At 60.0% G+C, this 26,100-nt stretch carries 25 protein-coding genes and 2 pseudogenes; 9 read left to right on the forward strand and 18 right to left on the reverse strand.

Translation table 11 applies throughout. The features are described from left to right. Positions 1 to 192: 192 nt before the first annotated feature. From ACEN9N_RS19135 to ACEN9N_RS19150, 4 genes are all read right to left on the reverse strand, one after another. Entirely contained in the window at positions 193 to 489 is a 297-nt protein-coding gene (locus ACEN9N_RS19135) for a hypothetical protein (protein WP_495654273.1), read from the reverse strand. Further along, positions 486 to 797 carry a hypothetical protein gene (locus ACEN9N_RS19140; RefSeq protein WP_495654274.1) on the reverse strand — a complete coding sequence of 104 codons (312 nt, stop codon included), beginning with the start codon at positions 795 to 797 and terminating at the stop codon, positions 486 to 488. Before ACEN9N_RS19140 ends, ACEN9N_RS19135 begins: the two co-directional genes overlap by 4 nt. Then, positions 794 to 1,318, reverse strand: a complete 525-nt coding sequence (locus ACEN9N_RS19145) for a hypothetical protein (RefSeq protein WP_495654275.1) — start codon at positions 1,316 to 1,318, stop codon at positions 794 to 796. Before ACEN9N_RS19145 ends, ACEN9N_RS19140 begins: the two co-directional genes overlap by 4 nt. Before the next feature lie 201 nt (positions 1,319 to 1,519). Further along, positions 1,520 to 1,918 carry a hypothetical protein gene (locus ACEN9N_RS19150; RefSeq protein WP_495654276.1) on the reverse strand — a complete coding sequence of 133 codons (399 nt, stop codon included), beginning with the start codon at positions 1,916 to 1,918 and terminating at the stop codon, positions 1,520 to 1,522. A gap of 108 nt (positions 1,919 to 2,026) precedes the next feature. Here ACEN9N_RS19150 and ACEN9N_RS19155 point away from each other — a divergent pair, with 108 nt between their 5' ends. Further along, positions 2,027 to 2,257 (forward strand): hypothetical protein, encoded by a 231-nt coding sequence (locus tag ACEN9N_RS19155; protein ID WP_184605489.1) that lies wholly within the window; start codon positions 2,027 to 2,029, stop codon positions 2,255 to 2,257. 56 nt (positions 2,258 to 2,313) lie between these two features. On the opposite strand, the gene ACEN9N_RS19160 is transcribed toward ACEN9N_RS19155, so the two are convergent. The 6 genes from ACEN9N_RS19160 to ACEN9N_RS19185 form a co-directional block, all read right to left on the reverse strand. Next, entirely contained in the window at positions 2,314 to 2,892 is a 579-nt protein-coding gene (locus tag ACEN9N_RS19160) for a YqaJ viral recombinase family nuclease (protein ID WP_495654277.1), read from the reverse strand. Positions 2,893 to 3,119: 227 nt separating this feature from the next. Then, entirely contained in the window at positions 3,120 to 4,118 is a 999-nt protein-coding gene (locus tag ACEN9N_RS19165) for a DUF932 domain-containing protein (RefSeq protein ID WP_495654278.1), read from the reverse strand. A gap of 68 nt (positions 4,119 to 4,186) precedes the next feature. After that, positions 4,187 to 4,642, reverse strand: a complete 456-nt coding sequence (locus ACEN9N_RS19170; RefSeq protein ID WP_495654279.1) for a hypothetical protein — start codon at positions 4,640 to 4,642, stop codon at positions 4,187 to 4,189. Positions 4,643 to 4,791: 149 nt separating this feature from the next. After that, the gene (locus ACEN9N_RS19175) at positions 4,792 to 5,139 is read right to left on the reverse strand and encodes a DUF2958 domain-containing protein (protein ID WP_184605493.1); all 348 of its coding nucleotides are present in this window, start codon (positions 5,137 to 5,139) and stop codon (positions 4,792 to 4,794) included. Between the two features lie 204 nt (positions 5,140 to 5,343). Beyond that, positions 5,344 to 6,390 (reverse strand): toxin-antitoxin system YwqK family antitoxin, encoded by a 1,047-nt coding sequence (locus ACEN9N_RS19180; protein WP_495654280.1) that lies wholly within the window; start codon positions 6,388 to 6,390, stop codon positions 5,344 to 5,346. A 37-nt stretch (positions 6,391 to 6,427) separates the two neighbouring features. Further along, positions 6,428 to 6,841, reverse strand: a complete 414-nt coding sequence (locus ACEN9N_RS19185; protein ID WP_495654281.1) for a hypothetical protein — start codon at positions 6,839 to 6,841, stop codon at positions 6,428 to 6,430. Between the two features lie 273 nt (positions 6,842 to 7,114). On the opposite strand from ACEN9N_RS19185, the gene ACEN9N_RS19190 reads away from it, so the two are divergent. The 4 genes and pseudogenes from ACEN9N_RS19190 to ACEN9N_RS19205 all read left to right on the forward strand — a co-directional run bounded on the left by ACEN9N_RS19190 (position 7,115) and on the right by ACEN9N_RS19205 (position 12,847). Beyond that, a complete protein-coding gene (locus ACEN9N_RS19190; RefSeq protein ID WP_495654282.1) occupies positions 7,115 to 7,387 on the forward strand; it encodes a helix-turn-helix domain-containing protein in 273 nt (90 codons plus the stop codon). Positions 7,388 to 7,866: 479 nt separating this feature from the next. Then, positions 7,867 to 8,088, forward strand: a complete 222-nt coding sequence (locus ACEN9N_RS19195) for a hypothetical protein (RefSeq protein WP_495654283.1) — start codon at positions 7,867 to 7,869, stop codon at positions 8,086 to 8,088. 68 nt (positions 8,089 to 8,156) lie between these two features. Continuing rightward, positions 8,157 to 8,549 (forward strand): annotated as a pseudogene (locus ACEN9N_RS19200) (transposase domain-containing protein); the annotation flags it as partial. 542 nt (positions 8,550 to 9,091) lie between these two features. Next, positions 9,092 to 12,847 (forward strand): hypothetical protein, encoded by a 3,756-nt coding sequence (locus ACEN9N_RS19205; protein ID WP_495654284.1) that lies wholly within the window; start codon positions 9,092 to 9,094, stop codon positions 12,845 to 12,847. Positions 12,848 to 13,097: 250 nt separating this feature from the next. Here the strand turns inward: ACEN9N_RS19205 and ACEN9N_RS19210 are convergent. The 4 genes and pseudogenes from ACEN9N_RS19210 to ACEN9N_RS19225 form a co-directional block, all read right to left on the reverse strand. Continuing rightward, positions 13,098 to 13,208, reverse strand: a pseudogene (locus tag ACEN9N_RS19210) (transposase domain-containing protein); the annotation flags it as partial. 26 nt (positions 13,209 to 13,234) lie between these two features. Continuing rightward, the gene (gene tnpA, locus ACEN9N_RS19215) at positions 13,235 to 13,663 is read right to left on the reverse strand and encodes an IS66-like element accessory protein TnpA (RefSeq protein WP_495654285.1); all 429 of its coding nucleotides are present in this window, start codon (positions 13,661 to 13,663) and stop codon (positions 13,235 to 13,237) included. A 247-nt stretch (positions 13,664 to 13,910) separates the two neighbouring features. Beyond that, positions 13,911 to 14,639 carry an HNH endonuclease gene (locus ACEN9N_RS19220; RefSeq protein WP_495654286.1) on the reverse strand — a complete coding sequence of 243 codons (729 nt, stop codon included), beginning with the start codon at positions 14,637 to 14,639 and terminating at the stop codon, positions 13,911 to 13,913. Between the two features lie 81 nt (positions 14,640 to 14,720). Further along, positions 14,721 to 15,569: an abortive infection family protein gene (locus ACEN9N_RS19225; RefSeq protein ID WP_495654287.1), complete on the reverse strand. Its 849-nt coding sequence runs from the start codon at positions 15,567 to 15,569 to the stop codon at positions 14,721 to 14,723. Positions 15,570 to 15,919: 350 nt separating this feature from the next. On the opposite strand from ACEN9N_RS19225, the gene ACEN9N_RS19230 reads away from it, so the two are divergent. From ACEN9N_RS19230 to tnpC, 3 genes are read left to right on the forward strand one after another with little or no spacing between them, the layout of a single operon-like run. After that, positions 15,920 to 16,447: a transposase gene (locus tag ACEN9N_RS19230; RefSeq protein ID WP_495654288.1), complete on the forward strand. Its 528-nt coding sequence runs from the start codon at positions 15,920 to 15,922 to the stop codon at positions 16,445 to 16,447. Continuing rightward, positions 16,423 to 16,773: an IS66 family insertion sequence element accessory protein TnpB gene (tnpB, locus tag ACEN9N_RS19235; protein WP_101488468.1), complete on the forward strand. Its 351-nt coding sequence runs from the start codon at positions 16,423 to 16,425 to the stop codon at positions 16,771 to 16,773. Before ACEN9N_RS19230 ends, tnpB begins: the two co-directional genes overlap by 25 nt. Positions 16,774 to 16,790: 17 nt before the next feature. Further along, on the forward strand, positions 16,791 to 18,377 hold the full coding sequence (gene tnpC, locus ACEN9N_RS19240; protein ID WP_495654289.1) for an IS66 family transposase: 1,587 nt from the start codon (positions 16,791 to 16,793) through the stop codon (positions 18,375 to 18,377). A 174-nt stretch (positions 18,378 to 18,551) separates the two neighbouring features. Here tnpC and ACEN9N_RS19245 read toward each other — a convergent pair. Both ACEN9N_RS19245 and ACEN9N_RS19250 read right to left on the reverse strand, forming a co-directional pair. Beyond that, positions 18,552 to 19,528 (reverse strand): IS5 family transposase gene (locus ACEN9N_RS19245; RefSeq protein ID WP_495654290.1). Its coding sequence is split into 2 segments (ribosomal slippage): positions 18,552 to 19,327 and positions 19,327 to 19,528, totalling 978 coding nucleotides; the frame shifts between segments, so codons are not numbered across the junction. Between the two features lie 227 nt (positions 19,529 to 19,755). Then, on the reverse strand, positions 19,756 to 20,130 hold the full coding sequence (locus tag ACEN9N_RS19250; RefSeq protein ID WP_495654291.1) for a hypothetical protein: 375 nt from the start codon (positions 20,128 to 20,130) through the stop codon (positions 19,756 to 19,758). Positions 20,131 to 20,358: 228 nt separating this feature from the next. Here ACEN9N_RS19250 and ACEN9N_RS19255 point away from each other — a divergent pair, with 228 nt between their 5' ends. Continuing rightward, entirely contained in the window at positions 20,359 to 21,276 is a 918-nt protein-coding gene (locus ACEN9N_RS19255) for a hypothetical protein (RefSeq protein WP_495654292.1), read from the forward strand. A 189-nt stretch (positions 21,277 to 21,465) separates the two neighbouring features. Here the strand turns inward: ACEN9N_RS19255 and ACEN9N_RS19260 are convergent, their stop codons facing one another. Together ACEN9N_RS19260 and ACEN9N_RS19265 are read right to left on the reverse strand one after the other, a co-directional pair. Next, the gene (locus tag ACEN9N_RS19260; RefSeq protein ID WP_495654293.1) at positions 21,466 to 22,818 is read right to left on the reverse strand and encodes a hypothetical protein; all 1,353 of its coding nucleotides are present in this window, start codon (positions 22,816 to 22,818) and stop codon (positions 21,466 to 21,468) included. Positions 22,819 to 22,896: 78 nt separating this feature from the next. Beyond that, a complete protein-coding gene (locus ACEN9N_RS19265) occupies positions 22,897 to 26,037 on the reverse strand; it encodes a DEAD/DEAH box helicase (RefSeq protein ID WP_495654294.1) in 3,141 nt (1,046 codons plus the stop codon). Positions 26,038 to 26,100: the final 63 nt, after the last annotated feature.

A 26,100-nucleotide genomic window follows, 5' to 3' on the forward strand; every position in this document is an offset into this window, starting at 1 on the left:
CTGCTCCTCGGGGTGGGCCGCGGATTGCGGCAAGGCAGCGCATGCCCTCCCCTCCCTCGCTCCGCCTGGAAGGCTCAGAAGGATTCAGGACATGCGCGGGGGTAAAACGGACTCGCAGGTCCAAGAAAGGCGGGGACGGCCAGGTGCGAGCGCCATGGCGGCACTCGGGTCGAGCGACTGGATCACAAGCGCTCAGCTGTCGGAATCGCCTGAGGATTCCGTGGCGTTGGCCGCGGCATGGCACGCGCCCGGAGGCTCGGACATTTCCTCGCCCAGCCATTGCGCCAACTTCCTCCCCACCTCGACGGCGCAGCCATGCCAGGCATGGCCACTCACGAGACCGGTGTCCAACTGCTCTGGCGTGACCGCCGCAACCCGTCTCGCGTACTGCTCGAGCGCTTGGATCACGAAGGCTTGAATGAGCGCACCGTGTGCGCTGTACTCCATCAAATCGACGACGAACTCGACGTTGGACTGACGGTGGTTCATGGCGCCTCCTTGGATGACAGCAGCGCAATCTCCGCACCGAACGCCAAGGCGGCGTTGTCCGGTGTGGGCGGGCCGTTCTGGCGGATCCACCAGTTGGGCGGAGTGCACGGAACGGACATCACGCCCAGGTAGCCGCCGTAGGTGGCATAGCCCACCACCTTGGCCCGGCCGATGCCGTTGAGGCGAATCAGAATGTCGGCTCCGATCGCTGGCACCTCGAATTCGGCCGACCACTTGATCTGGTCCTTGGAGGTGAGGTTCCGTGTGTAGGCAGGCACCGTCTCGTGCCGCTCGAAGTCGATGTTCATGCGGGGGACTCCAGAGGTGAAAGCAGCGTGGCGCTGCCGAGTTGGCGGGATTTCATGCGGAAGGCTTGGCCGTCGCTCTCGCGCGCGACGTCCCACCCTCGGCGGCCAAGGCAACGCTGCAGCACATAGATCTGAGCGTCGTACGAGATGCGCACACCTGGCCGGATCGCTGCACGCCTTGCGGATCGGCTCGCATGGAACGCGCGCACCTTCTCACGCCAAGGCCCCGCATAGGGCCCTGCAGGCGCATCGGCCTGTGCGAGGAACGACAGCGGGCAGTCGTAGTGGCAAGGCCCGCAGGTCTCGTCCATGCTCTTGACTGCCACCTCCCCCTTGCGGGATTCGACGAGCGTCAGCCCGATCCATTTGCACCCGGTGCGCTCACCGGCACGGTGTTGGGCAAGGAACCACAGGCGGTTGCCGATCACGCGGTGTGCCAGCACCGTGGCGTAGGCGCCGACACTGGCCAGTTCATCGTGGATGGCCTGATCCTTGGTAGCGCGATAGACGATGCTTCCCATGTCAGGCCTGCGCAATGAACGAACGAATGGATGAAACCTTCGCGCGAAACCCGAGAGAAGACAGGTTCGCGGCGAGGATGAAGGGAATATTTTTCCGAGGAGAGTGGTTTTTGTTGCGCATAGAACGGGCGTAAAAAAACCCGCACGAGGCGGGTTGGTTCTGGGTTCAAGGGCTGTTGACTTCGCATGGACGACTTCGATTCAGGGCCATGCAAAGACCATGAAGTCCAAGACGCTTGGCAACGCCGGGTTGTCGGCGGCCAGTTCCAGAGCCTCGCATTGGTAGGTCTGCGCGAGCCGGAGCAATCGACGCAGTTCGTGCCATCCCAGCGCTTGGGCTGCTGCGATGTTGTCGGCGGTGACGTCGACGCGCCAGCTGAAGTCGTCCAGCTCGAGGACCCGTAAGCCAGCGAGATTGGACTGCGAGGTGTTGTCGCCTTCTTCAGCCTGATGTTCGGCGTGAATCTGCCGCGCGACCTCCCAGGGCAGATGGCATGCGCTGACTCGCAGCGTTCGGGCGATGTAGCGATGAAGGCCTGCCGGCGGAAATGCAGAAGGCTCGTGAGCCACCGGACTGCGAAGTGTTGGATCGATGTTCATGGGACTGCTTGGGAAAAGAAGAAGGGAAAAGGGAGAGGAAAAACGCTTCGTGCGCGCGGCGCTGGGACACTCGTCAAGACATGCCGCCTCAGGCGGCACAATCTCTGCATGACGACGATGCAAGAGCTGCCTGATGAGGTGCTGAGTGCGATGGCAGTGGAGTGGCGCAGGAAGGCCCTGGAGGGAGACCTTCATGCACGCGGCACTGCCCACGAACTTGAGACGGAATTGCGCCGACGTGCCGGCGCACCGTTCACGAGCTACGACACCCTGGACATGCGCCCACTCGAGAAGAGAACGGCGCGGCGCCCGTGGTGGAAGCTCTGGCGCGCACACTGAAAAGAACGAGCAAGTGCCGCTGAGCCAAGCGCGGTTCTCACCTTGACGTCGGTGCGTCATGGCATCTGTGCGTCGTTGTCCTGCGCAGACGGGGCCTTGTCGAGCTCGACACATCGCCAGAACGCTTGCTCCTGCCGGATAAGTCGCGCAATCTCGGCTTCGCAGCGTTCGATCCGGTAGACCTGCAGGTGCTGGCCGCCCAGCAGCACGATCACGTCAGCGGCGTTCGCGCCTGTGACCGCGAGCTGGTGCAACACCCGCAGCCTGATGTGCTCGGGGACACCTTGAGCCCAGAGGTCGGCGAGGTTCATGCCAACGGAGAAGCACTCGAGGAGCTGGACCTCGGATGACGCCACGACTTCGCGCGTGACCATGGCGCGCATCCACGCGTGCCGCGGGTGCCGCAGCGTGGTGTTGACGCGCCGGACCTTGCGCCCCGTCCTGAGCGTGTAGTGCGCCGCCACGATCGGTTCGAGCAGCCGACTCCAGTACGCGAGGCTGTCGTCCTGGAGCTGCGTCGGATACAACAGGTCCTGTCGACCGGTCTTCTCCATCCAGAGACGGACCTGGGACTTGAAGGGATCCCGGTCGAGGGCAGCGGCCGCATCGAGGTCTCCGATTCCGGGCTCGCGCATGTCGGGCCATCGGTCGCAGCGCGGGTGTTGGGGCTGAGGCGGCTGGACCAGTTGGAGTTGCGGCCGCCCTGCGGGGTACGTCGCTCGCAGACGCTCCGCGCGTGTATTCACCATGCTTTTCTCCTTGAGAAGTTCTGATGTCCATCCGGCAAAAAGCCCCTCTCCTTTGAAGGAGAGGGGCCTCTTTTTGGGGGGACGGGGGGGTAAAAAGCCCCTGTTAGAGGGCTTCAGGACGTGAGCTGAATTGCGCGGTCAAGGGCGCGTTGCTTGATCGCCGCGCCTTGGCCGAACCAGGCGCTGTCGAGCCGGTATTCGCGGCTGCGAGCCCGACGCTCATGGTCGACGAACTCGGTCACCGCGTTGAGCAAGCCCCAGGCCGTGCCCTTGGCGGCTGCGAGCTCTGCGCCTCGTCCCCTGCCCTCGTAGAGGGCTTGCACTGTCTTCAGGGCACGGTCATGCGGCAGGCCCGGCTGTCCGATGTCGCCCTGCTTGCGGATGGCCTCATGGGCGTTCGGTCCGCACAGCACGTGCAGGAAGTAGTCCAGCGATTCCTTCTCTTTGACCTTACGTTCGGACAGCTGCTTCATGCGGTGCATGAAGTGATCCCACTGCGAGACGGCAATCCCCAGCTTCTGCTTGATGGCGTCGGCATCGAAGCGGGTGTTATGGGGCACCCGAATCGCATTGCTCGTGCCGTCCAGCGCGATGGACAGGGTGTTGTTGCAAACCACCCGAACGGTGGTTGGGGTGACGGTAGTGGCGAGGGTGCCGTCGCAGGAGGTGGCGAGCAGCAGGTAGCCGTCGACGATGTCCGAGCCCTTGAGGACGGCCTGCTTGCCGGTGCGCGCCAGTGCCCAGAACTTGCGTCCGGCCTTGAGCACGCCAGCGGTTTCCATCTCGTAGCCCCCGATCTCGGTGAGGTCGCGGTAGAACTCGAGCACGGCCCGGGGCTGCACGACCTGGTAGCGGCTGCTCACGACGGACAGGGGAGCTTGGGTGTCGCTGCGGTAGAGCACCTTGTGGTCCTGGAAGGACTCCAGGGTCTGGAGCAACGGGTCTGTCCCCGGACCTTCGGTCATGTAGCGCACGGGGGTTTCTCGGATGGTCCAGTCCATGCCGGCACTGCGGGCCCAGACCTCGATCGGTTGCTTGGGCGGGAGACGGTGACCCAGGCGATGCCAAGGGGTTTCACCTGCAAAGGCCATTTGTTCGATGAGATGTGCCATAGGGAATGGGGAAGAGAATGAGAAAGGAAATGGGGAAGAAAAGAAGAACCGGGACCGCGAGTGCTGCGTCAGTCCAGGTCCGGGTCTTCGGGGTCGTCGTAAAACGGGCTCTCGGCGGGGGACGGCCCCGCTGGCCGGAACGATGACGACGCCGGCGCTGGGTCCGGGGACGACCACGGTCCGTCGGACGCGCCCCGTCGGCCACTGAAGGTGTGGCCGCAGTTGGTGCACCTGCAGTTATTCAGGACGCGGTCATCGACAACGCGCCCGAAGATGGCGCCGACCTCGGTGCCCAGGGCGCCGCCGCCCAGGCCACCGAGCACCACGCCGATGACAGTGCCGATCGTTCCGCCAGCCGGACCGGCGGCCATACCGACGGCGAAGCCGACGCGCGCGCCGCGAAGCGCACCGGCAACGCCGCCGGCGGCACCTGCCAGGCCGCCGAGCGTGCCGCCGGTTCGCTGGGCGATGTCGCGGGTTTCGATGCGGTCGCAGCCGCAGTTGGGACATTGAAGGGAAGACAAGGTGAAAGTGCTCCTTTGAAGCAGGTGGAAGAAAGAAGAGAAGCGCTGGAAAGGCCGGACCCAGGCGGCAAAAAGCCCGGTCGACGGCGAGGCCGGACCGGGCTTTTCTGGGGCTCTTGTTGAATTCGGGAGCGAAGGAGGAACAGGCGTCAGTCGACGATGCGCCCAGCAAGCCGTGCCAGACGCGCGTATTCGCTCAAGGGCTTGTTCGCCTTCCAATACAGGTCACGCTCGATGCCAAGGGCACCGCCCATCAGTCGGATCGACATCAGCTCTTGCACGGACACATGGCCCGTCTCAGGCATGCCCATGCCGAGGTCGCCCAGGCCGTAGGCCAGGTCTTCGTCATCGGGGTCCAGTTCGGTGATGAGCCAGGTAGCGGCCCCGCAGGGGTTGAACCACTTGACCACGGGAGGTGGATCGAAGCGAGGGTTATCGCGCGAGGCTTCGCCGTTGGCGAGCAGCAGCTGGCGCAACTCGGGGGTAATGAGTTCCATGGGGTCTCCAAGTCTTGGCCCGATGGGGTCGGGCAATTGGGTGTCTGGGAAGGGTTCGGGCCGCGCTGCGTCAATGAGCAGACGGCATAGCGCCCGGCTACCACGACCGAGCAGGGCCGGGCACGGCCGGGCGAGACGGCATGCAGAAACGAAAAAGCCGCCCGAAGGCGGCTTGAGAAGGATTGGAAGATCGAGACAGAGGCATCAGCCTGGGCGTTTGCCGCTGCGGCACTCGGCCTCCCATTTACCGAGCTGATCGGCGGTGATCAACTCGTCCTCACCATGCTGGACGCGGAAGGCGACGATCTGCGTATCCACGCAGCCCTGCACATTGGAGGCAGTGCCCGGTGGCACCACCGTCACTGCCGACTTCGCTGTCGGTGCCAACGGCACTTCCACGCCGTTGTCGTATCTGGCCACGACCTGGAGCTCGTCCGTTGGGTTCCTGTCGCTGTCCAGCGTGGCGACCACGACGTCACCATGGGGCTTGCCCATCTTCCATCCGCTGCGATCCCTGAGCTTGCCGGAGAAAACGTCGTAGTTTTCTTCGATGCCGTCCTTGACCCCATCGACCATCCTGACGCGGTACACCAGCCGGTCGGTGCCGCGTGAATAGCGTACGAGCTCGCCGTCGACCAGGCCCTTGGAGTACGTGGCGCGAAAGACCAGCTTGCCGGTCTCGTCGTCGACGATTTCCTGTTTGCCGTGCACCTTGCCCTGCTTGAAGCTCACCTGCAGGATCTTGCGCCCCGACTCGGGCCCGTACATCGCCATGTCGCCATCCAGGACGCCGTTGTCGAACTGCGCTTCTGCTGCGAGCTTGCCACCGTTGCGAGGAAAGTAGGTCTTGATGCGTCCATCCAGCGCCCCCTTGTCGAAACTCATCTCGTCCGACAGCAGTTGGTCCGCAGTGGCGCGGCAGACTGCCTTGCCATCCAGAACACCTTGATCGACATCGACGTCGCAGACAGCGACAGCGGTGTAGATGTCCGCCTGGATGCCCAGCGACGTGTAGACGTTGGAAAGGGTCTGGTGGTAAGCCCCATAGTCCCTGCGGCCCATGATGGCTATACGTGCGGGAATGTTGGTAAGGTGCCCTGAGTACGGCTTGTCGGCACCAGCCCGGAAGATCTTGCCGTTGACGACCTCCGCGTTGCGGAAGTCCAGGGTCGAGGGGCCGCAGCCGGTCAGCAGGAATGCGGCGACCACGGACATGCACGGCGCGAGATGCGCCTTGATGATGGTTTTCATGGTGTGTGGAGAGGAAGGAAGTGGTTGACCGCTCGGCTCATCTACGGATCGACAAGCCGATGGCGCCGCCGATGAGCAGCATGCCGGCGAAGCCTTGGAAGGCCTCGTCATCGCCCGCCAGGGCGATCAGCAGTACCGCCGTGATCACCGTCATGATGATCTTGGCGCTCCTTGGGAGGGTCTTGATGGTGGTGCCGACCAGGTAGTAGATCTCTCCGCTCCAGGCAATGACCACCGCGGCCGGCGGGAACACCAGGAACATGCAGACGAGTGCCCAGCGCTGGCGGAACCAGGGGATCGAGCCATAGGGACTCGGGCTTCCGGAAAGCGGTGTCTGCGCTGTGGCAGGTCCCTGCCCTGCGGGGGCCTGGGGGGCACCGCATTTGGGGCACGTAGGGGCGGTTTCGTGGATCTGGTGGCCGCAGCCGCGGCAATGGACGAAGTTGGTCATGTGATTTCTCTCAGGTTTTTCGATGGGAATGTCCTTTAGCTGGGCGAAGTCGAGGCTCGGACGCACGCAATCCGCTCTGTCGCGCACAGCAGGTACGCGCCTCCTCTAAAGCTCAAGGAAGTCATATGTGGTTGAAGATTTCTTGAATCGCCGCTCAGCCGACCCTAGAAGGATCTTCATTTGTAGATTTTTGAATCTATATTGGGCGTAGTTTGCCAGATATAGATCCATAGTCTATGGATTTTTGGGTCTAGCGTTTTCAGACTTCGGGAGATGCCGAAGTCGACCTCTAAACTAGCCAGCAAGGAGGACGTTCAGTGGCAGTTCGGCGTTACTGTGCGGAGACTTAGAGACGCACGCGAACTGACGCAAGAGCAACTCGCCGATTTCAGCGATATGCACGTGACATATATCAGCCAAATTGAACGTGGTCTGAAGAATGTCTCCCTTTTCAACATTCATCGCCTCGCGCACGCCTTGAGTGTTGCACCAAGCGAGTTGTTGAGCGCTTCGCACCTGCAGGGTCAAGGTGCGCGACACGAGTAACGTTTCTGCCAATCATGGCGACCAGCAGCTGCTCGGTTGAAATTCCCGAGCAGGTCGCCCCTTCGCGAAACAGAAAATCTCGTCTCTAGGGACGATCAGGATCGGGAACTCTGTGCTCCTCTCTCATTCGCCCAGAAGTTCGAGTAACTCGAAGTCAAGGCGCATGGATCGTGTCTATCACGTGCGAGTCTTTGGCCGCGTAGCTGCATAGCTGTTGCGGTCCGCAGATCCATTTCCGAACTAACTTGCGTACGTTGACGGGAAAAAGCCATCAGCACATAGACGGGGCAGGTCGTCTCGCCAGCTCCTGTCTGCCGGGCTGGCTGTGGTGCCAGTCGCGACTGCGCGGGCACACGGATTGCTCATGCCTCTGAAGCTTTTCATGGCGCAGGTGAGCGCATATGCACTGCATGACCGCATGTCCCACAGATGCATGCATTTCGTGATGTTCTATCATTCGCTCGTTTCCGACTGGAACCATGGCAGCGCGCACTTTCTGCGGCGTGTGCAGCGACCTGCTCGTGCGCGGGCATGCGGTGGCCGTGTACGAGTCGCGGCAGGGCTGGAGCCGCGCCAACCTGAAGGCCGCGCACGGGCGCGCGCCGTTCACCGCGTTCGCGCGCTTCTATCCGGACCTCGCGAGCACGACCTGCGACTGCCACACTTCGACCTGGACGTCGTGCTCGACGGCTCTGACGTAGTGCTTGTCCACGAATGGACGGATCCCTCGGTGTTCCGGCGCATCGGGCAGCATCGCCGCGACGCCGGCCGCTACGAGGCCGAGGCACTCTCACCCACCGATCAGACGCCGCAGGCCGAGGTCGACGAAGAGGAGTCGACGCCGGTCGCTGGGCATCAGCGCAAGAAGCGTGGACGCAAGCCGCTGGACCCTGCGCTGCAGCGCGAGATCGTGCGCCACGAGCTGCCCGAGGCCGAGCGTGTGTGCGCGCATGACGGGCACCAGCTGGTGGAGATCGGAGCCGAGGTCAGCGAGCAGCTGGACGTCATCCCCGAGCAGGTGCGTGTACTGCAGCACCACCGCATCAAGTACGCCTGTCCCTGCTGCGACCAGAGCCTATGGGTCCCACCAGCGCAAGCGCGCATCATCCCGCGCGGGCTGCTCACCGAGCAGCAACAGGCCTGGGTTATCACCGGCAAATACTAGTCCGGCATGCTCGCGTGAGCATGCGCGCCGGGATGGTGTGCGTCAAGCCGATCATGCACATCATGTCCGTAGAGATGAAGTCCCTTAGGCAAACCGCGGCATACAGCGATGCCTCCAAACGCGAACTGGTCGAGCGCAGCCTCCCGCCGGGGGCCTCTGTGGCGGCGCTGGCGTAAAAGTCAGATGCGCTCATGGGTTCTGAAAAATCGGTGGTCGAAGGTGCACCATGCTCTCGGCCTCAAGGCATTCTTCATCGGCTCAGCCAATCAATCGGCGGTGTGCAGCTCAGATCTCGAAGCTTCCAATCACCGAAAATGGCGCCTCCGTATGAGTACGGATGCCAACATAGTCAGCATCCCCTGAATGGGGGATACATCAGCGCAATGAGAATATGCAGACTTGCCGATTCAGCACTTGTTGAGAGCTTGATCAGACATCAGAGCGTCTTTTACTGTTTAAGCTCTCGGCGAGATACCGTCGCTGATAATGAGCCAATCCGTTGTGCATAGCAACGATTAAGGCCAGTGAGGGAACAAGAGATGCAGTGGATCGACGAAAAGGGCCTTGCGATATGGGCGGAGCGAGCTGACGCCCGAGCGCTGCTGGCCGACATGGTTGCGGACCTCATTCGAGCAACCATATCAGATGCAAGTCGATTCAGATTTCCTGGCGGAGACGCCGGCCAGCTTCGAGGCTGGGATGGAGACCTCGAAACAGCCGAAGCGGTAGGTCTAGTACCGGCCGGTAAGTCCAAATGGGAGTTTGGTGCCGGCGCAGGCGCGGCCAAGGCATCAGCGGACTACAAAAAGCGCACGGACTCCACCACGGATGCGGTCATGGCGGAAAACGCCTTGATTCTGGTGAATCTTGAGTCGTGGGACACGCCTCGTTCTAAGTTGACCGAGTGGGAAGACGAGCGGAAGGCCGAGAAGAAATGGCGCGACGTGAAATACGTGGATGCCGTCAGCCTCGTTCATTGGCTTGATCAAAACCCAGCAGTCGCTGCGCGGTATGCCAGAGACGTATTGCGCTCGGCGCCACAAGAGGGCGCCCTGAGTACAGACGAGTTCTGGGACGAATTCAGCCTTCAGTTCAGGCCAAGACTTACGGAAAAGCTGGTCATCGGTGATCGCCAAGAGTTCGCTAAAGAGCTACTGGAGATGCTCAAGGGGCCGGCGCAATCGATCTTGATTGGCGCAGAAACATCGGACGAAGTGATTGCCTTCGCCGTTGCTGCAATACGCGATTCCGAGCCCCAAGAACGCCGCTCGCTTGAGTCCAAAACGCTGATTGTGCGGACGGAGGCTGCTGCGCGCTTCTTGAGTTCGCGCTCTGGCTTGATCTTTCTGGCAACAAAGGGCGCCGAACCACTTGCCGGTGTACTCGGCGGTATAGGGGCAACGCTGTCGGCGGCGACAGGAGGCCAGGCAAGGAAGCACAAACTTCTCCAGCGTCCAAGCGCTACAGGCATGGCTGAAGGTTTCATCTCGATGGGGCTCGAGCGCGATGCCGGCTACGAGCTGGCGCAACGTTGCGGTCGCAGCCTGACAATCCTGAGACGGCTCATTCCGAATGGACCGGTCCCTCAACCTGAGTGGGTTCAGCACGCGCCAGCGTTGAAGCCGGCCTTTTTGGCTGGCGGCTGGTCATCCAACGCACAATTGGACCGCGAAATCTTGAAAATGCTAGGGGGAGTTCAAGACTACGCAGATCTAGAAAGTATGTTGATGCCCACGATCGCCATGTCCGATCGCCCCATTGATAGAGTGGCGGACGTTTGGCAAGTGCGAGCGCCTGTGGATGCCTTCCATTTTTACGGACCACAGGTCGCAGACGTAGATTTGCAGCGCCTTCGCACCGCTGTCCTGAGGGTATTCAGCCATGCTACGGCTCCACCCTCACGGGATCAAAAATTCAGCCTCGACTATGTGCCTCCCGCGGATTACAGCAAATGGCTGCGCGACGGGCTTGCACTGACATTGGTCATCATTGCAGCAATGCATGGTGTTGCAGACCTGCACATCAACGGCCAGACTGCACAACAGTACGTCGACGACATCGTCACGACGCTGCCAGAATGGGGCAGAAGTCATCAATCATTGATCCAACTGGGAGATCAGACGGCGCTGTTTTCCGAGGCCGCACCCAACCCTTTTTTGACGGCCCTCGAGTCTATGCTCGAGGGCGCCCCTGGTGAGCTCAAAGCGATCTTTGCAAGGGAAGAAAACCGTCTCTTCAGACACTCAAGTCCTCATGTCGAACTACTTTGGGCTCTCGAGATATTGGCATGGGATCCTAGGTACCTGAATCGAACTGCGGTCGTGCTTGCCAAACTCGCCGAGCTTGATCCCGATCCAGAGTCGAACTTCATGAATCGTCCAATCAACAGTTTGCGTTCGATCCTGTTGAGCTGGTCGCCGAACACCTACGCTCCGCTTACGCAGCGGATTGCTTGCTTGGACTTGGTCCTCGCGGCGGGTCAGGCTATCGGATGGCAATTGTTGATGAAGCTGCTTCCGAAGAATCACGATTCCACCTCTCCCACTCAGCGGCCAAAGCTAAGAGACGTTGAACCCAAGAACCCTGAAACATTGACCTTTGGATTGGTCTGGGATTTTCAAGCAGCCGTTGTAAGCCGCGCTGTGACGATGGCCGCAGAGGACGAAGACCGCATCATCGCTCTCATCAAGGCCTTCTCTGCGTTCCAACCCGCAAGCCGTGCAGCTGTTCTTGCGCATGTCGACAACTATTTGGCTGCCAATCAGACGACTGAAGGAAGCAGGGTTTGGCATGAACTGAGGCAGGAAACTGCGCGGCACGAGTTCTTCTCGGAGTCCGAGTGGGCAATGACGCAGGAAGAGCGCACCACCATTGCCGAAGTCGTTGACCGTTATCGACCCGAAGATCCGATGATCGAGGACCGTCAAGCGTTTGATGACTGGCTGCCCCATATTGGCAAATATGCCCCAGGCTCCGGCATCTCCGACGATCTTGACGAGTTGCGCTCGAATGTTTTGCAACGTGTTCTAGACCGAGATGGGGTGGCGGGAATTCTGCGACTGGCCAGGATGGTCAAGCTTCCGCACCTGATCGGGCCAGCGCTTCGCCACACATCGATCACAATAGACCAGTTGTTCGAACTCCTTGCGGGGGCTTTGGATCCAGCGGAACCACGAGAACTGGCCTTCTTTGCCTCGGCTGTCGGTGCAGAGAAATTCGGTGAGCAGTGGAGATCTGGCTTCAAAATCCGCGCCCTCCAATTGGTTTCGGATGACACCATTAAAGCCCATCTTCTACTTGGTTGGCCTCTGGACGAGATAACATGGTCCTTCGTCCGCAGCTTGGGCGAGCAAGTGTGGAAGGAGTACTGGCGACAGATGCGCGCTCTCCCCACCCGGGGCACTCTGGAGCAGTTGCTCTTCGCTGTCGGTGAACTGCGAAGCCAAGGCCGTGATCTTGAAGTTCTCGGCCTTGTACACCTTAGATTGAAAGACCTGCCAACAAATCTGATCCAAGGCCTTCTGACGAGCGGAGCTCGACAGGTATCCTCTGCCATCGACAATATGGGAAACATGCTTTCCTATCACGTTTCCGGCGCACTTGCCGAGTTACGAAATCGAGAGGATGTGGATGAGCTCTCTATCGCCAGACTTGAATATGCATACCTTCCTGTCTTGCATTCCAAAACTGAATCCTTGACCATTGTCGGATTGATGGCGAAGGATCCAGCACTTTTCGTTGATGCTCTCTCGCATGTATTCAGAGGGAAGAATACGCCTCCCAAAAACGAAATTGCAGATGAAGATAGAGCGCGTGCCCATACCTCCTACGACCTGCTGTCTAGTTTCAAGACTGTGCCAGGTCTAGCTGATGGGAAGATCGATAGAGCGGTACTGGCCGGTTGGGTTGCCCAGGCGCGCGAGTTAGCAAAGGCAAAGGACCTGGAGGAAATTTCTGATCAGTACATCGGACGCGTGCTCGCACACGCGCCGAAGGATCTCGATGAATTGTTCTGGCCGCCTTCTCCTGTTTGCTCAGTCCTCGAAGAGCTTGCTTCTGACAACATTGAGCGGGGCTTCAGTCTCGAGTGCTTTAACAAGCGCGGCGTTTATAGCAAAGCCATCAATGAAGGCGGCGGCCAAGAGCGCAAGCTTGCAGAGCAGTATGAAACATGGGCCGACCATGCTCATCAATTTCCCCGGGCGTCGGCTATGTTGACCGCCATTGCAGACATGTGGCGAAGCCAGGCTGACAGCGAAGATACGCGTGCGGAAAAGAACAAGTTGAAGGAGTAGTGGCTGCCGCGCCTGAGATGTGGGAAGTACGACCGGCTAGCCCCTCTTCTTACTGACTGGTCGATTGCCATTCCCATGAGAGTCCGTCTTGACGGGTGTAACTGGATCGCGGGGCACCAACGGCAGCAGCCAGAAATCGCGCCACAACACGTCCACGCATCGAACGGACTGGAGTAGCGAGCATTGATGTTGATCACGAAGCATCTACACAGTGAGCGTCTGGCCGTCCCACCTTGACGGCAAACAGCGTTCAGGCCTGCGCGGATGTCCAACGATGTGGCAGCAGCTCGGCGAGTCGGGAGTTGGGCAGTGCCGGCAGCCGCTGCAGCACATCACGCAGGTAGGCCCAGGGATCGTGCCCGTTCAGCCACATCGCGTCGATGCGGATCATCGCAGCAGCTCGCGCATCCAGGCTGCGCACTCGGCTGCAGCACCTGCAGGCCAAGTCACCGTGACCGTCGTTGGCCGGCGCCGCAGTTCGACGCGGATGTCCGGTGGCTGGGCCAGTGGCGTAGGCGCCGGCAAGCTGACAGGAACGAAGACGGTCTTGGACTCTTGCGTCTTGGCTGCGTCGCCGGCGTCGGCCCCCACGACGTCACGGCTCGGCTGCATCTCTGCTTCGTGCACCCAGCGCAGAAGCAGGTTGGCGCTGATGCCATGGGCCATCGCAACTGCGGCCATCGACATGCCCGGCTGCGCGCAGGCCGCTACCGCATTGGCTTTGAACTCATCGCTGTGCAGGCGACGCCGACGACGCGGGCCGGCTTGTTGATCGGAGATAGTGTTCACGAGTCCACCAAGAATTGCGGTGGACACGAGACTCCTATGCCCGGGCAGGCTTTCAAGATGGGCGGACTGGACGCTAACAGTGCGGTGGTGGAAACCCGAGCCGATGTGGCGGCAGGGCTGTGATGCGCTACTGGCGCTAGGTTTGTTCCCGATCGAGGCGTTTGACGATGACGAGCTACTGGTGCCGCCGGCACCGGCAAAAGCGAAGAAGCGTCGATAGCGCGCTGCTGCTGTTGCCGCGCGATCCCGAGAGAAAGCCGAGCATCGGCTCCGGTCAGCTCAGGTGACGCCTCTGGAAGTCCTCGAGAATTTTTGCGCGTTTCAGTTGCTCGCGTTCTTCGTTCTTGCGGTTGCGCCGAAGCACGCGCACCGCAAGGCACGTGTAGTCGTGAAGGACAAACATGAACGTGTTGTTCTTGGTGTAGATGATGCAATCGCCGTCTGACAGCACTTCCGAGAACGCGTTCTGTTCGAGATCGCGAAATGGATTGCTTTCATGTCGCGCCTCATAGCTGTACTCGATCGATTGCATCACCTGCTTGTTGAAGAAGTCGAAAAGCATGACGTTCGCAGTTTGCTGATAGACGATGCCGAACTTCTTGAAGTACTGCCCTTTGCCTAGGAACGTCATGTACTCCAGAAGTTCGATGCCGGAGAGTGGCATCGTGCATTGAACATCTCCACCATCAACGTGCTCGGCCGAGCTAAGCATCTCAATGAATCGGCCTGTTCGCTTGTCGTCTGCGGTCACCACATCGATCAAGGCTTGCGCCGCAAACTCGGGATCTCTCGACTGGCTTCTGGCAATGATTGCCAGCACGTGGTCCATGTGGCTCTTTCGACCGTTGCAACGCCTGCACGCGTAGAAATCCCCTTCGCCGTTGTTGCGTCGCTTCCGCAATACCGTATTCGGTATGAGATGCTCAACTGATCGACCTTGAGGAAGATTCTCGCCTTTGATCATCAGCACCCCGCAGTAAGGGCAAAGGGGATTGAAGATCATCAGACGAATACGAAGAGGGTTTCAAAGATCGAGGGGGTGATTACTACGCCCCCTCGTTGAGCGAGCAACGTTGGCAAGGGGTTAGCTCTCCATGCTGCGTATTTTTTCGTTCCATGCTTCAAGTAGAAAAAGCGTGGCTGCATGGGATGAGTGGACTGCGAAACGAGCATAGTAGGCTGGTAGCTCGAACGACTCGGGACCTTGCCCATGTGCACTTGACGCGTGGGTCCGTAGCGAGCCAACACCCGAAATCACATTTCCCAGTCCGCTTGAGATTGTTCGAATGTCCTCGGCAACTAGCGCATTCGGGTCAAGACCCAGGTGCTTTCGTACCACTTTGAACAGGGATTGAACATCTTGCATCGAAGGGAAGTTCAATCCGTTCTCGGAAATGTAGTATTTACAAACCACTTCCAAGATGTTCGATGCAGCAGAGACTGCTTCCCTTGCATTGATGTCGACGTTTCGCAATGCGCGATCGAACTCAAGATCGAGTGCGCGCATGTTGCGAGTCTTGACGAAGCTGGCAAGTGCTTCACTTGCGGGAACGACGTTAGGCCCCACGATGACGCCGCCGAGACGGTACTCCATCTTGTGTTGCTCAAGAAGCGCATGGAAGTCACAACCGAACTGCGCAATCGCCATTCCTTCGGCCGCTCGAAGAAAGCCGCCTGCGGTTGCCCCTGGTCGTAGATCAGGGGTGTCGAGATAGACCGCAACAACTTTTCCTAGAACGTTGAGCGGACTGGGATGAGACTCGTTGATTCGTCGGAGCCACTCTTCAGTGCGCTTGGATACAGAACCATTCGGCGGCGCTGGCGGCGCTCCAGCACGTTCGAATATGACATCCAGATCGTGCGAGTTGCGGATCACAGCGGAAAGCAACTGGCTAACCAAGCTGATGATCGGAGGAGGAATGCTTGCGGTCATATTCCGAGATATTGCCTCAAGTCTTCGAGTACCCGGACACCCTAGTCCGGAGGTGCTCGGCGTCAGGCGCGCGCTGATCCTGCAGGCCTGTTCTATGCTCCGCTGGGCTGGGGCTCTGCATCGAATCGGCCTGGCTATGAAGAATGGACGCTCAATGCCGGCACATGGCCGAAGGGCGCCAAGCGGCCGACCGCGCACTACCGCGTACGCATCAACTCGTCCGGCTGGACCAACTCGCAGCGCGCGACGTTGCACCACGAACTGTAAGCCGTCAATTAACCACGCCCTTGTTCAGGGAGCGATGAGCTGTGAGGCTACGTGCCCATGTATAGCAACATGGACACGTAGACATGACAGAGCAGTACGCAGAGTTGAGAGGCCGGTTGGTTGTGGGGCGCAAGAGTGACGGTCGCGGCGTCTACGACGAAGCCGCCAAGAGGGAGTTGATCGTTGCGTGCCTCAAGCAAGGAGTGTCGGTGGCACGCATGGCGATGGAGCACGGTGTCAACACGAACCTGCTGAGGACATGGATCGCGGCTTACCAGCGGCGAAGCGCCCAGGTGCCAGCGGGCGACATCGCGCGAATGCAAGATGCGGCATTCGTTGCCGTGCGCGTAGAGGGTGAACAAGATCAGCCTCAGCGAGTGCCTCAGCGCGAGTGTGCGGTGGCGGCGCCCGCGATGGCCCACGCACCCGCTACGGCAGTGGCGGTGATCCCGAATGAGAACTCCTTGACGGCACCGACCCCGATGGTCGGGTTGCAGGTGCGCCTGCCCAACGGCGTGCAGCTCGATCTCGGCGAGACGAGCTTGCGGCAATTGCCGACGCTGGTGCAGATGTTGAGCCGACTTCCATGTTCCGCTTCGACGAAGGGCTGAAGGTCTACCTGCACCGCGAGCCGGTGGACTTCCGGTTGAACATCAACGGCCTGGCCGTGCTGGTGGAGCAGGCGCTGGGCCTGGACCCGTTCGCCTCGTGCGCGTACGTGTTCAGCAACCGCCGGCGCGACCGGGTGAAGATCCTGGGTTGGGAGCGCAACGGCTTCTGGCTGTTGCTCAAGCGCCTGGAGAAGGACAGGTTCATCTGGCCCTCGGCCGATGCGGTTCCCACGCTGACGGCCGAACAGCTGCACTGGTTGCTGGAGGGCATCGACATCGCGGTGGTGCAACGCCACTCGCGCCTGCGCTATTCCAGCGTGGCCTGAAGGAACAATGATGGCGCATGCCGATCCAAGCGGGCGTGTCGACGCCTGCCACCATCACCGCTGAAGAACTCGCTGGTCTCATCGCCGAGCGCGATGCGCTGGCCGGCGCGCTTCGAGTCGCGACCACCGAGCGGGACCTCGCACTGGAGCGGCTGAAGGCGCTGCAGCGCCAGCTGTTTGCGGCCAAGAGCGAAGCCCGCGGCACCGATCAGAAGGACCTGTTCCTCAACGAGGCCGAAGCACTCGCGCCCACCGATCAGACGCCGCAGGCCGAGGTCGAAGACATCGACGAAGAGGAATCGACGCCGGTCGCCGGGCACCAACGCAAGAAACGCGGACGCAAGCCGCTGGACCCCGCACTGCCGCGCGAGATCGTGCGCCACGAACTGCCCGAGGCCGAGCGTGTGTGCGCGCATGACGGGCACGCGCTGGTGGAGATCGGCGCCGAGGTCAGCGAGCAGATGGATGTCATCCCCGAACAGGTGCGCGTGCTGCAGCACCACCGCATCAAGTACGCCTGTCCCTGCTGCGATCAGAGCCTGAAGGTTGCACCGACGCCGGCGCGCATCATCCCGCGCGGGCTGCTCACCGAGCAGGCCCAGGCCTGGGTCATCACCGGCAAGTATCAGTTCGGCATGCCGCTGTACCGAACGGCCGTATTGCTGCGCCGCTTCGGTGGCGACATCGCGAGCAATACGCTGGCTTCCGGCATCGTGCGCATCGGCCAGGCTGTACAGCCGGTCATCAACCTGCTGCGCGACCACTTGCTGGACTCGGACCTGATCTACGGCGACGAGACCACGGTCCAGGTGCTCAAGGAGCCTGGGCGCAAGGCACAGACGAAGAGCTTCATGTGGGCGCAGATGAATGGCACTGGTCCACCGGTACGGCTGTTCGCCTATGCACCGGGGCGCGGCGCCGTGCACGCCGAAAAGCTGTATGCTGGCATCCGTCCCGGCACGACGCTCATCACCGACGGCTACGAGGTCTACAACGGCATCGCGAAGGCCGGCGGTCTCACGCACCTTGGATGCTGGGTGCACGCGCGCAGGCCATTCATCAAGGCTGACGAGTCCATCCCGAAGGCAGCCCGCTCGTCCGATCAGATCGCGGCCCGGTTCGTACGGCTGATTGGCAAGCTGTACCGTGCGGAGTCCTTGGCCAGGCACTGGACGCCCGCGCGCCGCCTGCGACTGCGTTCGCGCTACAGCGCCGCCGTCGTGCGCGAGATCGAGCGGCTGCTGCTGACGCACCTGCACGTCGTTGCACCGTCGAGCCTGCTGGGTGAAGCGCTGCACTACCTGCACGGTCAGTGGCCCAAGCTCGTGCGGTTCCTGGACAACGGCTCCTGGCCGTTGGACTCCAACCCGGTGGAGAACGCGATCCGGCCCTTCGTCGTTGGGAGACGCAGCTGGTTGTTTGCCGACACCGTGGGCGGTGCCAACGCGAGCGCCAATCTCTACTCGCTGATCGAGACCGCCAAGGCCAACAACATCGAGCCCTATCGGTATCTCGTCGCGCTGTTCAAGAAGCTGCCGCTGGCACAGACGGTCGACGACTACGAGGCGCTGCTGCCCTGGAACCTTGAACTCGGCGGCGCGTAGGCCGTCCTGCGCGCATCGGCTCTGACACCACGCGCAAGGGCGTGGTTTATTGACTGCTTACCACGAACTGGCGCGAGCGCGCAAAGAGATCGTGGGCAAGAAAGACATACGTGAGAAGGCGTGGCTGTTCGTCGCGCTGGATATTCCGCGCGTTCCAGAGCCTCTGCGGTCCCGTCATGCTGCCTGCGGGCGCACCTGTCCCATCATCGCAATCAGCTTCCTTCTGACCATCCACAGGTTCGACAACGCAAACAGCGTGATCACATGCGCGGTGTTCTTTGTCAGCCCCTTGAACCTCACCTTCGCCAGGCCGAACTGCCGCTTGATCACCCGGAACGGGTGCTCCACCTTCGCGCGGATGCTGGCCTTCCGGTATTCCTGCTTGCGCGCCCTGGCCTTGGCGCGGCCCTCTGGCATCTTCGCCATATCGCTGGGCCGGCCGGCAATGTGCCATTGCACGCTGCGCTTCACTCGGCCCTGTGCTCCGCGATAGCCTGAGTCTGCCCACACCTCGTCCTCTTTGCCGTGCAGCAGGTCATTCACCTGTTCCACGTCCGCCTCGTTGGCTGCGGTAGTCGTCACCGTGTGCACCAGCCCCGAGTCTGCGTCCACGCCGATGTGCGCCTTCATCCCGAAGTGCCACTGGTTGCCCTTCTTCGTCTGGTGCATCTCCGGATCTCGCTCGCCACTTTCGTTCTTGGTCGAACTGGGTGCCGCAATGATGGTTGCATCCACGATGGAGCCGCGCTTCAGCAGCAGCCCCTTCTTGGCGAGGTGGGCGTTGACCTGCTTGAAGATGTCCTCGGCCAAGTCGCTGGCCTCAAGCAGGTGGCGGAAGTTCAGGATGGTTGTCTCGTCGGGGATCGCCTCCAGACCGAGTCCGGCGAAAGTGCGCAGCGAGGCGATCTCATACAAAGCCTCCTCCATCGCTGGTCGCTCAGTGCGAATCAGTTCTGCATCAGATGCACGCGCAGCATGGCTTGCAACGTGTAGGGCCGACGGCCTCGGCCTGCCACTGGGTAGTGGGGTTCGATGAACTTGAGCAGCGCCTTCCACGGCACAACCAGCTCCATCTCACCAAGGAAGACTTCGCGCCTCGTCTTCTTCCTCTTGCCCGCTTGCTCCGCATCCGAAAAACTGATCTGGCTCATCGCTCGTGCTCCTTTGCAGGGTCAAGCCTTCATGCAAGAAACGTGCTCTTGATCAGACCTTCCCTAGATGACGAGTGGAGCGCTTGCACTCGATGCAGTAGACCGAAACGATCTTGCCCTTTGTTTCGTTCTCGGTACTCTTGTTTTCAATCATCACAAGTCCCCGTTTCCATTTCAAGCAGAGCTACGGATGCAAGCACACAGACGGCAGTGAATCGTCTTGTGGTTCATTCCTTGCTCTTGAGGGCGAGATAGCTGGTGAATGCCACACCTAGTGCCATTGCGCCGAAGCCAAGGACTTGAAGGAAGACAGTGTTGCTGTCGTCCTTGTGGAGATTTATCTTTTCTGTGTGGCGCGCTTGAGCTTCTCTAGCTTCTCGACGGATAGTGGCACGCTCCTCCGGCGTATCTGCCTTCTTGGACTGCTCGAGCAGAATTTTCATGAAGCCATCAGTCGATGTGGCCTCAGAATCGATAGCGCTGCGGTGCGTCTCTTGGGTGGATCTGCCGCTATCACTGACGGCCTTCACGGCATCCACTTTGTCTTTCATCGAGGCTGCAGCCTGCGCAGTCACTGGGGACGTCTTCTTCTCCATCGCCATGAAATCTATTTCCTCCGGCGGCGTTGTTTGTGCCTTGGCTCGAAATGATACAGCCGGGGCGTGGAGGGGCCCAAAGCGAAGCTATGAGGATATGCGAGTTCTCGGCGCTGGCCGTCGCAAAGCAGATGGGTGCCACGCTGTCCTGCTGAGCCGTTCAGCGGCACTCGACCGGCATTTGACTCCGATACCATCTCAAGAAATTCAATAAGCGAGCAAGGGAAGAAAGACATGGACAGTGCGCGCTGCAAGTCAACGGGCGATATCGTCGATGCTGAATCGCTCTGGGACACACACCCTGTCGACAAGGACGACTACGAGTGTCATGGCTGCGCCGTTAAGGCATGGCCGGCGTCCTATCAGCGGGGAGTCAATCTCAAGCGACCGTATTTCAAGCTCTCGCCCAATGCGGACCATGATCCTTCCTGCGGTGTAGACGGGGCGAAGAAGTACATCGAGAGCGCGAAGAGTGTGCGCATTGGCACAGCGGCGAGCGGCTTTCCTCTTCCCTATCCGAGCAAGCTGGTACTCGCAGATGAGCGGCCGGTTGTTGACGCAGCCGGACTCGGACATGGTTCAAGTGTCGTCTTAGGAGGCAAGAGCAACGGCAGCAATCCGAATGGCGGCGGAGGTCGCCATGGCCACACCGTCAAGACCTTGCGCCCGATTTGCCGCGCGTACATCAACTATCCCCATGATCGGCCGTTCTTGCCATTGATGGTCCCCCAGTGCATCGGCGAGACATTCGATCAAGTTTTCCGCCGACTCTCCGGCAGCCAGATCACGGTGCACCACGAGCCGACGCGCCTTTACTACGCTGCGCTGCACTGGAAGGCTCCGACGGTTAATGCAGCCGGTGCGGAATGGGTGTTGGACGCAGGGGAGTGGGATGCAGAACACAAGCGACGTGGCCTTCCCTATCGTGTTCGCGTTGAGTGGTCCACTTGGACACCGCGGCAGCGCGAAACGCTGCGCCACGAGGTCGAGATCGCACGCGAGGAAGCCAAGCAGCAGAAGGGGAAAGGAGCCAAGGCATGGATGTTCTTCGAGGGCACGCAAGACACCTTCGATCCCGCGTTGTTAGTAGTAGATCGATTCCAGTTGATCTGCTGTTTGATGGCACAGATGATCTATCCGCCGCGAACTTGATCGCCAGCCGCAACTGCACAACTGTGCACGGTCGCCGCGATAGCATCTCGAATGTCGCTCACTTGCCCGGTGAGCGAGTCGAGTACAAAGGAAACAGCAGGTCGACCCACTCCAAGATTGAAATCGGCGGTGTCTGTTGCTGAATGCCGGCCCGAGCGCTCGAAGCGCGTACGCGGATGATCTTGCGATCTATGGATTGGCTACTCTGCGTCCCCTCCTGCTTGCGGAGGGTTCCGCAGGTTGCTCGATCACCGCCAGCATCGCTTGACGGCCGCCGCGACGATTCGCGGCCAGCAGTTCTCCCATCATTCGAGCTGCTTGCCGACCTGCGCCAATCCATCCCGATCTGGCCAGCTGAATGAATTCGGTATTGGTCAAATATCGCGGACAGTTCTGATACCCAACGTACCTCCCGCCACGATCTCCTCGTTGCTTGTCAAGCGCCAGGAATTCCAATAAATGTTCCGCAGGCATGGTGATCCCGCGGATCAAGCTCGCGTCGTTCGCCGTTGGGCGTTGTTCTTCACAGAACTTGAAAAAGAAGGGCTCTTGATTCAGGCGGTAGCTCCATAGAGTCGGAGCGAGCGAGTTTTCTTCCTGAGCAGCGGCGCGCTTGAACCTGCCTATTTGGTGGAGTTGCTCATGCAGATTCGCGGTGGGTGGAATCGCATATGCCCACGAGTCGGCTGTTCGACTCATGCGCTTGTACTGGAGCAGCAAGAAGCTTTCGTATCGTTGCTGGTAGATGACAAGGTCGATTCCGAGAACGCTCTCAAGGTCATCACGATCAGTCACGGTTACTCGTACCGAATTTCCGCTTCCGTCGTCAAAAGCCGCTGAGCGCGCGGGCTGCGACCCGATCAACATCTCGAAGATTCGTCGGTCGTGTTCGAGCAAGCTACGCTCTTGGGTCCTTATTCCGTCCAGCAGGTCCAACACCGAAAGGGCGTTGCCTGCCGCATCGGCGTTCATTGTCTTGAAAATTCCTGCGCGATCCAGATTTCCGATATCAAGCGCGACGCCCAGTCCATCGCGTTGCTCGTTCAGTCGAAGTTCGCGCTGCCCAGTCTCCAGCAACCGCCTTTGCTGCGTCCGTTTGGCAATGGTTTCCTCGATCTGATCGGCGTGTGCGGGACGGAGGGCAAGCACAGCAGACACAAGGCGATTCCATTCATGACTCGGCACACGCTTCAGGCGCTCTGATGTGCTGACCAGCAATGAAAGGTCTATCGACGCTTCATCGCCGGAGATCGGCTCTTCAAAGACCACCAGCGGCTTGGTCATGCGCATTTTTGCCTTGCCGACACCTCCACTTCCATGCATCCGTTCCATGAGGGCAAAGCCATGAATCCGGAATGGCTCATGGCTCAGGATCAGGAACACCAGTTCGCGAGGCTCAAATTCCCAATCGAGTGCCGAGAATGACTCAGACAGCTTTGCTTCGGGATAGATGCGTTCCCGAAGCCATTGCGTCCGCTCTGGCTCGAAGGTGAGCACGAACCCACCGTAATCGGCGGATGTAGATTCTTTTCTTCTTGCCATGGTGGATGATTTTGGGCAGATGGTTCTTTCTATAGTGATCGAGGGCGCACTAGCGGAGAAGGTTGAATGCTAGGAGGCTCAAACAAGCGCCTCCAAGAGTCCCGCCGCATCGCTGAAGAACGGATACTTCCGCCATTCGTCACGATTTCCCACCACGTAGAGCCTTCGCTTCGCGCGGCTCGCGGCGACATTCAAAAGATTCGGGCGCTGAGATGCCCATTGCTTGGCACCTGGCTTGCTGGGATTTCCACCCAAGACCAAGATCACCACATCGGATTCTTTGCCTTGTGCGGTATGAATTGTTCCGACTTGAATGCCATGGGCTTGTTGTGCGATTTGCCGCAGTCGACGAACGACAGCACGGAATGGAGAGATCAAAAAAATTTCACGCGAAGGGACGCCGGAGCCCAAGAGCTGCCTAATCAGTTCTTCTGCCGTGCGCCCCTCGTGCTCGATCCAGTGACCATCGCTGTCACCGCCTTCAACGTGCATCCACTGGCTTTCAGGCAGATCAATGACCGAACGCCGTGGAGTTCCGAACACCATCAAGCCGTCATATGCAATGGCGTTCGAGATGGCGAACATGGGTTGGTCGCAGCGGCGGTGGACGCGCAGCGGCGCCCCAACCCACAGCGGTTCATCGCCGGCCGTCAATGTTGTGCCAAGGCGGCTGATCCGATCTGCAAGCTGCTGCACAGACGTACGACCCGGCAGCCAAGTCTCGGCGACCTTGAAATGCCGCCGCAGCGCTTGCTGCGCAGTGAATGGAATTGTCACCACGGGTTCAAGCTGAAGGGGATCGCCAACAACAACAGATCGCCTCGCGCGCCAGATCGCGCCCGCTGCCAGTTGCGGTGCTGCTTGTCCGGCTTCGTCGATCAGCAGCCAGCCCAGTGATTCTCGGCCTAGATGAGAGAAAAGGCGGTCGAACGATGCGAATGTGGTGGACACCACCGGCACGAGAAAGAAGAGGGTTGTCCACGCCGCTCGCACGGCCTCTGGCGCGGCGTCGCTTGGCACGCCTCCCGACAAGATGTCCATTGAGCCCTGAAGACTCTTGCGCATGGCCGAAGGGTTGGCGAGCACAAATGCTTTGTGAAGCTTCAGCGCCGCCAGAAAGACCTTGGCCCGCGCTTCGTTCCATGCGGCGTCCGCCCAAGGCGAGGACAGTTCCCGGTCACTTTCCATTTCCTGCCATTGGGCAATCATCGGAAATGCGACACCGAGTTGCTCTTTCATCGATCGGAGGTGTTCGTTCGCCGTCATGCGCTCCTTGCGTAGTCTCTCACCAGTAGCATGCAGCCTCTGCCCTTCGCGCTTGATGCTGTCGATCTTGGCCGAGTGTTGGGCCAGTGCCTGAGTGTTTTCCTCGACAGCTTTCCTCGCATCGTCGATTGCGGTCTCCATGACTTTGTCCTTGGAGCGCCACTCTTTGAACGCGCGTCCCAGAGTCATGACGATTTCCACTATTCCAGGACGAAAATTGCGATGCTTCTGGCGAGCGGATTGAGCGTCTTCGATCTTCCGCGCAGCTCGGTCGCGCCCCGCGTCTAATAGTGGCGTTCGATCGGTTGCGATCCGCAATTCCATCGCGTTCGCATCGCACGCCCGGTCTGTCTCTGGGATTTCATGATGCAAGGCGGCCAGACGCGCATAAGCCTCGTGAGTTTGTATCCGGGCTTGGCGAAGCGCCTGTTCTTCGACTACAACAGCCTTGAAGTCGGCGGTGGCTTTGCGCCAGTCGAACGGTGTGTCTTCAACGCTCTTGAGCCAGTTCAGAAGCCCTGCGATAGAAGGGTCGGTTGCATGTAGCGCGCGAGCCTCCTTGCTACCGTACCAAAGGCGATTTGTGAATTCGTTGCGGTTGGTCTTGTTGCCAAGCCGTGCCGCGACCATGGCCCACGCCGGCGCGTCCAGCAACCTGGTTCCGAACTCGGAAAAGTAATCGACACCGGCAAGCCATGAAGGGTCAACGGCATCAACACCTGGAATCTCTCGCGTGACGTTCTCGACAGCACCGTTGTTGGCCGAAGCGATCACGATCTCGAAACCTTGGAACTGCTCTTTCCAGATCGAGACAACACGGTTGTACTTGTCCGACTTCCAGCGACCTTCGCCCTTGAACGCATCTTCTGGTCTCGATAGCTCCGCCAAGAGCATGGCACGCTCTACAACGACAGATGCGATCAGGTCGCGCAAGAGCGTCGTCTTGCCGGTTCCCGGTGGACCGTTGACCGCGAAAACACCAGCGCCACTGCGATCGGATGCGCCAAGCTCCTGGCTCATAGTGTTGATCGCAAGCTGCTGGCTGAAGACCAGAGGATGGTGTCCCTTGCTCGGCCAGCGACCGCGCGGGAACAGCGTCGGAGACAGCTGCTTGAACAGCGCATTCAAGGATTGGCGCACGTCGATGCGTTCTGCCAGTCTGGGCTCATGGATCAACAAGTCTTTCAAGCCCTTGCCGACGTTCCCGGAACGGGCAGCGGTGGCCACCCGGGCCAAATCCTTGAGATAGAAGCTGTTCAGGAAATCGCTGTCCTCCGCGGAATACTGCTTCGACGATGCCACCAGTCCGCAACGTATGCGAATGCCACGATCCGGTAACAGGTCAAGCAGGCCTAGTTGCTCGGTGACGCGTTCGGTGATGGCCAGCAGGTCCACGTAGTTCAGTGCCCGTCCGATCCGAAACCCCATGCCAAGCAGTCTCTGAGCCTCAGCATCATCGTCGGCTGCTGCGTAAGCATGCTCGAAATCATCGATGATCTCTTTTGCCTTCTCGTCGAAGCCATCGAGCCATCTACTGTTCGATGGAGTGGGGTCAAGTGTGCGAGCAGTGCCCCATGCGCAGCTGGAGAGAACCGGCGTGTGGAACAGCGGTCGACCGGCGTCCGTCACCGAAAATGCAAATAAGCAGGTTTCGCCGTCGCTACGCTCGTCGAACGACTCGTCATCTTTGCCAAGTTTTTCTTCAAGGACCGTGCGAACGGTGGAAGTGGCGAGCACGCCGCAATAGACGGTGAAGCGTCTGGACGTGTTCTTTGGTGGCCAACGATGCAGTAGCGCATGCGCCGGCTCCCATGGTAACGGGTTCAAAGCACTGGCGGCAAAAACCGGCTCGCTTTGCTCATTCGGCGCGACGCTCGGAATGTTTTGCGGTGAGAACAGCTCGATGGCACGCCAATATTCCAATATTGCGGCGGTGTCGTGCGGGCTATGCATACGTTTTCCTCTCCCTCTAGGATGACCGATTCTGCATGTGAATTGATCGCGTCAGTCCGGCTG

The sequence above is a fragment of the Variovorax sp. Varisp46 genome (assembly GCF_059491885.1).

Excerpts from the sequence above, each read along its gene's own strand:
- ACEN9N_RS19135 (WP_495654273.1), bottom strand. The coding sequence starts at position 489 with ATGAACCACCGTCAGTCCAACGTCGAGTTCGTCGTCGATTTGATGGAG.
- ACEN9N_RS19140 (WP_495654274.1), bottom strand. The coding sequence starts at position 797 with ATGAACATCGACTTCGAGCGGCACGAGACGGTGCCTGCCTACACACGG.
- ACEN9N_RS19145 (WP_495654275.1), bottom strand. The coding sequence starts at position 1,318 with ATGGGAAGCATCGTCTATCGCGCTACCAAGGATCAGGCCATCCACGAT.
- ACEN9N_RS19150 (WP_495654276.1), bottom strand. The coding sequence starts at position 1,918 with ATGAACATCGATCCAACACTTCGCAGTCCGGTGGCTCACGAGCCTTCT.
- ACEN9N_RS19155 (WP_184605489.1), top strand. The coding sequence starts at position 2,027 with ATGACGACGATGCAAGAGCTGCCTGATGAGGTGCTGAGTGCGATGGCA.
- ACEN9N_RS19160 (WP_495654277.1), bottom strand. The coding sequence starts at position 2,892 with ATGCGCGAGCCCGGAATCGGAGACCTCGATGCGGCCGCTGCCCTCGAC.
- ACEN9N_RS19165 (WP_495654278.1), bottom strand. The coding sequence starts at position 4,118 with ATGGCACATCTCATCGAACAAATGGCCTTTGCAGGTGAAACCCCTTGG.
- ACEN9N_RS19175 (WP_184605493.1), bottom strand. The coding sequence starts at position 5,139 with ATGGAACTCATTACCCCCGAGTTGCGCCAGCTGCTGCTCGCCAACGGC.
- ACEN9N_RS19180 (WP_495654280.1), bottom strand. The coding sequence starts at position 6,390 with ATGAAAACCATCATCAAGGCGCATCTCGCGCCGTGCATGTCCGTGGTC.
- ACEN9N_RS19185 (WP_495654281.1), bottom strand. The coding sequence starts at position 6,841 with ATGACCAACTTCGTCCATTGCCGCGGCTGCGGCCACCAGATCCACGAA.
- ACEN9N_RS19190 (WP_495654282.1), top strand. The coding sequence starts at position 7,115 with ATGCCGAAGTCGACCTCTAAACTAGCCAGCAAGGAGGACGTTCAGTGG.
- ACEN9N_RS19195 (WP_495654283.1), top strand. The coding sequence starts at position 7,867 with ATGGCAGCGCGCACTTTCTGCGGCGTGTGCAGCGACCTGCTCGTGCGC.
- ACEN9N_RS19205 (WP_495654284.1), top strand. The coding sequence starts at position 9,092 with ATGCAGTGGATCGACGAAAAGGGCCTTGCGATATGGGCGGAGCGAGCT.
- ACEN9N_RS19220 (WP_495654286.1), bottom strand. The coding sequence starts at position 14,639 with ATGATCTTCAATCCCCTTTGCCCTTACTGCGGGGTGCTGATGATCAAA.
- ACEN9N_RS19225 (WP_495654287.1), bottom strand. The coding sequence starts at position 15,569 with ATGACCGCAAGCATTCCTCCTCCGATCATCAGCTTGGTTAGCCAGTTG.
- ACEN9N_RS19230 (WP_495654288.1), top strand. The coding sequence starts at position 15,920 with ATGACAGAGCAGTACGCAGAGTTGAGAGGCCGGTTGGTTGTGGGGCGC.
- tnpB (WP_101488468.1), top strand. The coding sequence starts at position 16,423 with ATGTTCCGCTTCGACGAAGGGCTGAAGGTCTACCTGCACCGCGAGCCG.
- tnpC (WP_495654289.1), top strand. The coding sequence starts at position 16,791 with ATGCCGATCCAAGCGGGCGTGTCGACGCCTGCCACCATCACCGCTGAA.
- ACEN9N_RS19250 (WP_495654291.1), bottom strand. The coding sequence starts at position 20,130 with ATGGCGATGGAGAAGAAGACGTCCCCAGTGACTGCGCAGGCTGCAGCC.
- ACEN9N_RS19255 (WP_495654292.1), top strand. The coding sequence starts at position 20,359 with ATGGACAGTGCGCGCTGCAAGTCAACGGGCGATATCGTCGATGCTGAA.
- ACEN9N_RS19260 (WP_495654293.1), bottom strand. The coding sequence starts at position 22,818 with ATGGCAAGAAGAAAAGAATCTACATCCGCCGATTACGGTGGGTTCGTG.
- ACEN9N_RS19265 (WP_495654294.1), bottom strand. The coding sequence starts at position 26,037 with ATGCATAGCCCGCACGACACCGCCGCAATATTGGAATATTGGCGTGCC.